Origin of the sequence: Nocardiopsis listeri (assembly GCF_020741345.1) — a bacterium.
GTDB classification, from domain to species: domain Bacteria; phylum Actinomycetota; class Actinomycetes; order Streptosporangiales; family Streptosporangiaceae; genus Nocardiopsis; species Nocardiopsis listeri_A.
Genome location: NZ_DYZD01000270.1, coordinates 1 through 6,554, shown reverse-complemented (window position 1 = coordinate 6,554; position 6,554 = coordinate 1). Strand labels below are relative to the sequence as shown.

8 protein-coding genes are annotated in these 6,554 nt (G+C 68.9%); 6 read left to right on the top strand and 2 right to left on the bottom strand.

Annotated features, from left to right (window positions below):
• Window positions 1-400: dihydrofolate reductase family protein (locus K8V84_RS14405; RefSeq protein WP_304074972.1), on the top strand; the 400-nt coding region annotated here is incomplete at its 5' end.
• 70 nt (window positions 401-470) lie between these two features.
• Here the strand turns inward: K8V84_RS14405 and K8V84_RS14400 are convergent.
• Together K8V84_RS14400 and K8V84_RS14395 are read right to left on the bottom strand one after the other, a co-directional pair.
• Window positions 471-1,490, bottom strand: coding sequence for an SMP-30/gluconolactonase/LRE family protein (locus K8V84_RS14400; RefSeq protein WP_304074969.1), 1,020 nt, complete (start codon window positions 1,488-1,490; stop codon window positions 471-473).
• Complete coding sequence (locus tag K8V84_RS14395) at window positions 1,487-3,319, bottom strand: NAD(P)/FAD-dependent oxidoreductase (RefSeq protein WP_304074967.1); 1,833 nt, start codon at window positions 3,317-3,319, stop codon at window positions 1,487-1,489. The genes K8V84_RS14400 and K8V84_RS14395 overlap by 4 nt, the downstream gene beginning before the upstream one ends.
• A gap of 189 nt (window positions 3,320-3,508) precedes the next feature.
• Between K8V84_RS14395 and K8V84_RS14390 the strand changes: the two genes are divergently transcribed.
• The 5 genes from K8V84_RS14390 to K8V84_RS14370 all read left to right on the top strand — a co-directional run.
• Window positions 3,509-3,985: a MarR family winged helix-turn-helix transcriptional regulator gene (locus K8V84_RS14390; RefSeq protein WP_304074965.1), complete on the top strand. Its 477-nt coding sequence runs from the start codon at window positions 3,509-3,511 to the stop codon at window positions 3,983-3,985.
• A 110-nt stretch (window positions 3,986-4,095) separates the two neighbouring features.
• Complete coding sequence (locus tag K8V84_RS14385; protein ID WP_304074963.1) at window positions 4,096-4,776, top strand: response regulator transcription factor; 681 nt, start codon at window positions 4,096-4,098, stop codon at window positions 4,774-4,776.
• Window positions 4,777-4,925: 149 nt separating this feature from the next.
• Entirely contained in the window at window positions 4,926-6,167 is a 1,242-nt protein-coding gene (locus K8V84_RS14380) for a cytochrome P450 (RefSeq protein WP_304074961.1), read from the top strand.
• Entirely contained in the window at window positions 6,164-6,403 is a 240-nt protein-coding gene (locus K8V84_RS14375; protein WP_369696632.1) for a ferredoxin, read from the top strand. Before K8V84_RS14380 ends, K8V84_RS14375 begins: the two co-directional genes overlap by 4 nt.
• The coding region (locus K8V84_RS14370; protein WP_304074975.1) for an FAD-dependent oxidoreductase at window positions 6,400-6,554 on the top strand (155 nt) is incomplete at its 3' end. The genes K8V84_RS14375 and K8V84_RS14370, both read left to right, overlap by 4 nt.

The following is a 6,554-nucleotide window of genomic DNA, read 5'->3' as shown; positions in this document are numbered from 1 at the left end:
GTTGGGGCGCCGCGGCTACGAGGCCTTCGCTCCGGTGTGGCCGTCGATGACCCGGGAGTTCGCCGGGTACAACGTGATGCCCCGGTACGCGGTGTCCATGACGCTCACCGAGGAGGACGAGCGTTGGCCGGCCACGATCCTTCCCTCGGTCGAGGAGGTCGCCGAACTCAAGGAGGGTGAGGGCGCACCGATCCCGGTGCACGGGAGCGCGACGCTGGGCCGGTCCCTGGCCGACGCCGGTCTGGTCGACCGATACCACCTGTTGGTCTTTCCGGTCCTGCTGGGCGCGGGCAGGCGTCTGTTCAGCGACACCGACCGGGATCTGACCGAGCTCTCCCTGGTGGAGCACGAGGCGTACTCCAACGGGGCCCAAAAGCAGGTCCTGGACGTCGTGCCCTGAACCACCTCGATCCGGTAACGCCGATGATTCTTTCAGGCGTTACCGGATCGAGGGGCGTCCGGACGCGGGGTCAGCCGCCGTTGGACTGGCGTATGCCTTCGGCGAGCGCGTCGAAGGCGTAGACGAACCCGCCGTCCTCACCGCTCACCGTCATGTAGGCGTCGGTCGTCCCGGGTTCGATGGCCACGTTGGTGGCCGTGTCCAGCCCGGATGCGGCGTCCTCGGGCACGTTCACCGTGGTCAGGTGCTCGCCGGTCGAGGAGTACACGAAGATCCGGGGCTGTCCGTGGACGGCCTGGTAGAGGTTGCCGTCGGCGTCCACCGCGATGGAGTCGATCCGGCTGGTGCCACCGTCGAAATGAAGCGCCGTGTGGGAGGTCAGCACCTCCGTACCGTCCTCGTTCAGCTCGTAGTGGTCGACCCGGTTGGCCCCGTACAGCCCCACCCACAGACCCGAGTAGTCCGGGGTGAAGGCGATCCCGTTGGGCGCGGGCAGGTCCTCCGCCAGCACGGTCGCCTCGGCCGTCTCCCCGTCGATCCGGACCACCCTGCCCTGTTCCTCCCAGGCGGGGGCGTCGAAGCCGGCGGAGTCGCTGACGTACATGTTCCCGGCCTCGTCGAAGGTGAGGTCGTCCGGGTTCATCGGTTCGCCGTCGACGTCACCGGAGAAGAAGACCTCGGGGTCCTCCCCCTCCGCGGTGATGGAGACGATCCCGCCCCCGGCGAAGTCCGTCAGGTACAGGCGGTCGTCGAGCGGACCGAACTGGGCGGAGGTGTAGGCGCCGGCGTCGTCGGTGAAGACCGTGGACACCTCCTCGGTGTCGGTGTCCACCCGCAGCACCTTGGGTGCCCCCGCGGGCGTGGGAACGTCGACGACGAGCAGGCTCCCGTCGGGGGCCAAGACCGGCCCTTCCAGGAGCGTCATACCGGTCTCCTCGTGCACCGAGGTCACCTGCGTCAGGAGTTCGGCGGTGACCTCCCCCTCCCCCGCGGCCTCCTGTTCGGTCGCCTGCGGTTGCGGATCCGAGCACCCCGCCGCCGTTCCCACCAAAAGGAGCGCGGCGAACACGCGGGGCGTGGCCGCACTCATCGGTCGCCCACCTTCGACCGCGGGACCAGGACCTCGTCCATGCGGGTGTTCCGCCACTCGCGCAGGATCCGGTGGAAGGCCACCGGTCCCGGGCCGAAGGAGTTGCTCCTGCCCGTGCCGGCACCCTCGCGGTTGTAGTAACCGGGCGTGCACCGGGCCTGGAAGTCGGAGTTGTCGTGGGCGCTCTCCCACACCACTCGCCCCCATTCCTCGGCCGCCTCCGCGGAGGGTTCGACCGCCTCGGCCCCGACCTCGCGCGCCCGTTCGATGACGGCCGCGATGTGTTCGGCCTGTTCAAGGAGGATGTGCGCGAAGTTGACCGAGTTGGCGTTCTGCAGCGACCCGAGGTGGAAGAGGTTCGGGAACCCGGGGCCGTAGAAGCCGTGCAGGGTCTTGGGTCCTCGGCTCCACGTGGCGAGGAGGTCCTGGCCGTTCCGTCCACGTACCGGCAGGGCCCCGGACAGCACCCCGGAAACGCCCACCTCGAACCCGGTGGCGAAGACGACACAGTCGACCGGGTAGGTGGTGTCGCCGACCACGATCGCGTCCTCGGTCATACGGGTGATGCCGCCGTGGTCGGCGGTGTCCACCAGGGTGACGTCGGGCCGGTTGAACGTCTGGAGGTAGTGGTCGCTGAAGCAGGGCCGCTTGCACATGTAGCGATACCAGGGCTTGAGCTTCTCGGCCGTGGCCGGATCCTGGACGACCTCGTCCACACGGGCGCGGATCCGGTTCATGGTGCGCGCGTCGGCGATCTCGTCCAGGCGCTCGCGCTCCTCCGGCGAGACGGACGTGTCCAACGCACCGGTGATCATCTTGCGCTGGAGCCGGGCCGTCGCGGTCCAGCCGTCCTTGGTCAGGTCGGTCTCGACCGGTTCACCGGAGACGATCGAGAGGAAGTTCTCCATGCGCTCGCGCTGCCAACCCGACCGCAGGGACGCCGACCACCGTGGGTCGGTGGGGCGGTTGTCGCGCACGTCCACCGAGGAAGGGGTGCGCTGGAAGACGTACAGGTGCTCCGCGTCGCGTCCCAGGTGCGGGATGACCTGCACACCGGTCGCCCCGGTGCCCACCACCGCGACCTTCCTGTCGGCGAGGCCGACGAGGCCGCCGTCCGGGTCTCCCCCGGTGTAGCCGTAGTCCCAGCGGCTGGTGTGGAAGGTGTGGCCCCGGAAGTTCTCGATGCCCGGGATCCCGGGAAGTTTGGGGCGGCTGAGGGTGCCGGAGGAGGTGATGACGTAGCGGGCGCGCATGTGGTCGCCCCGGTCGGTGGCCACCTCCCACACGCCCTCGTCCTCGATCCAGTCCATCGAGGTCGCTCGAGTGTGGAACAGCGCGTCCCGGTACAGGCCGAAGGTCTCGGCGATGGCGACGGCGTGCCGACGGATCTCCTCGCCGGGGGCGTAGCGCCACTTCGGGACGTAGCCGACCTCCTCCAACAGGGGCATGTAGGAGTAGGACTCGATGTCGCAGTGGATGCCGGGGTAGCGGTTCCAGTACCAGGTGCCGCCGAAGTCTCCGGCCTCGTCCATCATCCGGATCGACTCGACGCCGACCTGCCTGAGCCGGGCCCCGGTGGTGAGGCCGCCGAAGCCACCGCCGATCACGAGCACGTCCACCGTGTCGTTGAGGGGTTCGCGTTCGACGCGGGGGGTGTAGGGGTCGGTGGCGTAGTAGCCGAAGTCGCCCGTGGTGGGCCGGTACTGGGCGGTTCCTTCGGGGCGGATCCGGCGGTCCCGCTCCAGGGCGTACCGTTCGCGGAGGGATTCCAGATCGACGTCCGGGGCGGGGGTTTCCTGGCTCTGCGCCGCTTCGGAGGGTGCGCTCATGGCCGTCCTCATTCGATGGTCGACGTGTCACCGTGGGTGCGCGAACACGTCGCCGATGGCGGATGTGCCGCAGGGATTTGTCACTCACTGTCACTACGTGTGGAGAATCTGTGCGCGAAGAAGGTTAGCATGATGCTAAGTATCATCCGTGTCGAACGTCGTCCGCGCCGGTCGTCCTATCATTGCGACATGCCGCATGAGGGTGTTGAACTGGACGAACACGAGCGGGACCACCTCCTGCGCGAGATCGAGCGCCTGAACGGGCAGATGGAGGAGGCCGTGCTGGCCGCCCTCCTGCAGTACCTGACCAAGATGAGCCTGACCATCCCGCAGCTTCGGGTACTGATGCTCCTGGTCACCTCCGAGAAGGGTGCGAGCGGAAGAGACCTGGCCGCCACCTTCGGCGTATCGATGGCGTCGATGTCCACCATGCTCGACCGGCTCGCCTCCCAGGGCGTGGCCGCGCGCACCCTGGACCCCGACGACCACCGGGTCCGCCGGGTGCACGCCACCCCCCTGGGCGTCTCGGTCGTGCGCCGTCTGCTGGTGGCCCGCCCCTTCCGTTCCGACATCCTCACCCGACTCCGGGTCGAGGATCTGCGCGCCCTGGAACAGGGCTTCCGCGCGGTCAGCGAGCAGATCGCGCTGATGGAGGACACCGAATGACGCTCCACCCGAAGGGCGTCCGCGACCGTAAGTGACCGCATGAGGACACGGTGCTCGCTATGGTCTTTCGTGATCCTTCCTTCCCGAATCTCCTCACGCGGGGGCGGTACATGCGCCGTGGCAACGGTGAGCTCATCCTTGTGGTCGCACGCGACCCGGAGGTCGTGGACGTCCTGTGCCCGACACTCGAACTGGCCGGATACGGGGTGGACGTCACCGCGACCGGCGAGGCCGCCATCGATCGCATGGGACGCGGCGGTCTGGACCTCATCCTCGTGGACACGACGCTTCCCGACCTGTCGGAGATCCCGCGGCGACGCCGTGGCGTCGGCGGACCACCGGTGTTGTTCATGGTGAACGGGGAGTTCCTCGACACAGTGCTGCCCGAGGTCGGGCTGAGCGGCGAGGACTACGTCGCCGAGCCCGTCCGGGTCCCCGAACTCCTCGCGCGTGTGTGGCTGCTGATCCGTGGACGGGGCGCGCGCCGCTCCGAGCCCCTGCTCCGCTACGGCGACCTGACCCTGGACGACACCTCGTGTCGGGCCCGTCGAGGAGGGCGCGAACTGGACCTGACCCCCGCCGAGTACCGACTCCTGCGCTACCTGCTGGTCAACTCCGGCAGGGTGCTGTCCAAGGAGCACATCGCCGACCACCTGTGGGGCGAACTCCGCGCCGACAACGCGATCGAACGGCTCATCTCACGGCTGCGCCGGAAGGTGGAGGGGGACGGGCCGAACCTGATCCGCACGCACCGGGGCTTCGGCTACGCGCTCGAAGGTCGGGACCGCTGATCCCCACCCCGCACGTTCGCACCCGAGGGTGATCCACCTCACGTCAGCCTCCTGTCAGGTTCGTGTCCGCGCGGTGTCAGCCCGCCTTGGTTGCCTCGACGAGGGTCGTTCCCGCACGGCCCGCGTCCAAGAGCGATCAGAGGAGACGCATGACCGACACCGCCACCCCGCAGGGCGATGCATCCGCGCGATCGGTGACCGGGTACCCGGCGACCAGGCAGGAGGGGTGTCCGTTCAGCCCCGCCCCTCAGCTGCGCAGGCTGACCGAGCAGGAACCGGTGACCAAGGTCCGGATCTGGGACGGGAGCACCCCGTGGCTGGTGACCCGGCACGCCGACCAGCGCGCCCTGCTCACCGATCCCCGGCTGAGCATCGACGAGAAACTCCCGAACTACCCGCACATGACCCGAGGTCGTGCCGAGATCGCGCCCCACCTACCGCAGCTGATCACCAATACCGACGCCCCGGAGCACACCCGCCTGCGCCGCCTGGTCAACCTGCCCTTCACGGTCAAACGTGTCGAGGCGCTGCGCCCGACCATCCAGCGGCTGCTCGACGACCTGATCGACGACCTGTTGTCCGGCCCCAAGCCCGCCGACCTGGTCACCACGATCGGCCTTCCGGTCCCGACCATGGTCATCACCACACTCCTCGGTGTGCCCTACGCCGACCACGAGTTCTTCCACCGTCACAGCACCGTCGGGGTCAGCCACACCTCCACCCCCGAGGAGGTGCGGGCCTCCAACGCGGCCCTGTCCGGGTACCTGGGCGAGCTGTTGGACAAGAAGAGGACGGATCCGTCGGACGACGTGCTCTCGGAGATGGCGGGCCACGTCGACGAGGGCCGGATGACCCGTGAGGAGGCCGTGATCATGGGGTCGGCCATCCTCATCGCCGGACACGAGACCAGCGCCAACATGATCTCGCTGGGCACACTCCTGCTGCTGCAGAACCCGGGACAGCTGGAGGTGCTGCGCACCACCGAGGACCCCAAGGTCGTGGCCGGCGCGGTCGAGGAGCTGCTGCGGTACCTGACGATCGTGCACACGGGGATCCGTCGGGTCGCGCTGGAGGACATCGAGGTCGGCGGACAGGTCATTCCGGCCGGGGACGGCGTCATCTTCGAACTGGCCACCGCCAACTGGGACGCCGAGGCGTTCCCGGAACCCGACGCACTCGACCTCTCCCGGCCGGCCCGCAAGCACCACGCCTTCGGTTACGGGGCCCACCAGTGTCTGGGCCAGACACTGGCCCGCGTCGAACTCCAGGCCGTCTTCGGCACCCTGTTCCGGCGTATCCCCACCCTGAGCCCGGCGGTGCCGTTCGAGGAGGTCGACTTCGCCTTCGAGGGCGTGGCCTACGGCCTGCGCTCCCTGCCCGTCACCTGGTGACACACGACCCCACCGAACAACGAGAAAGCGAGACCTCCATGCGAGTGGAACTGGACGAACCCAAGTGCGTGGCGTCGGGGCAGTGCGTCGTGGAAGCACCCGACGTCTTCGACCAACGCGATGAGGACGGGGTCGCGGTCGTACTCGACCCCCACCCGCCCGAGGAACTGCACGACGAGGTGAGCGAGGCCGTGGCGATCTGCCCGGCGGCCGCGCTGCGACTGGTGCGGGAATGAACCGCGTCGTCGTGGTCGGGGCCTCGGCGGCGGGGCTGGCCGCCGCCGAGACCCTGCGCCGGGAGGGGTTCGAAGGAGACCTCACCCTCGTCGGCGACGAACCCTACGCGCCCTACGACCGGCCGCCTCTGTCGAAGCAGATCCTGTCGCG

What these genes read in the sequence shown, in the direction of transcription:
- K8V84_RS14400 (WP_304074969.1), bottom strand. Translation starts at nt 1,490, where the DNA reads ATGAGTGCGGCCACGCCCCGCGTGTTCGCCGCGCTCCTTTTGGTGGGA.
- K8V84_RS14395 (WP_304074967.1), bottom strand. Translation starts at nt 3,319, where the DNA reads ATGAGCGCACCCTCCGAAGCGGCGCAGAGCCAGGAAACCCCCGCCCCG.
- K8V84_RS14390 (WP_304074965.1), top strand. Translation starts at nt 3,509, where the DNA reads ATGCCGCATGAGGGTGTTGAACTGGACGAACACGAGCGGGACCACCTC.
- K8V84_RS14385 (WP_304074963.1), top strand. Translation starts at nt 4,096, where the DNA reads ATGCGCCGTGGCAACGGTGAGCTCATCCTTGTGGTCGCACGCGACCCG.
- K8V84_RS14380 (WP_304074961.1), top strand. Translation starts at nt 4,926, where the DNA reads ATGACCGACACCGCCACCCCGCAGGGCGATGCATCCGCGCGATCGGTG.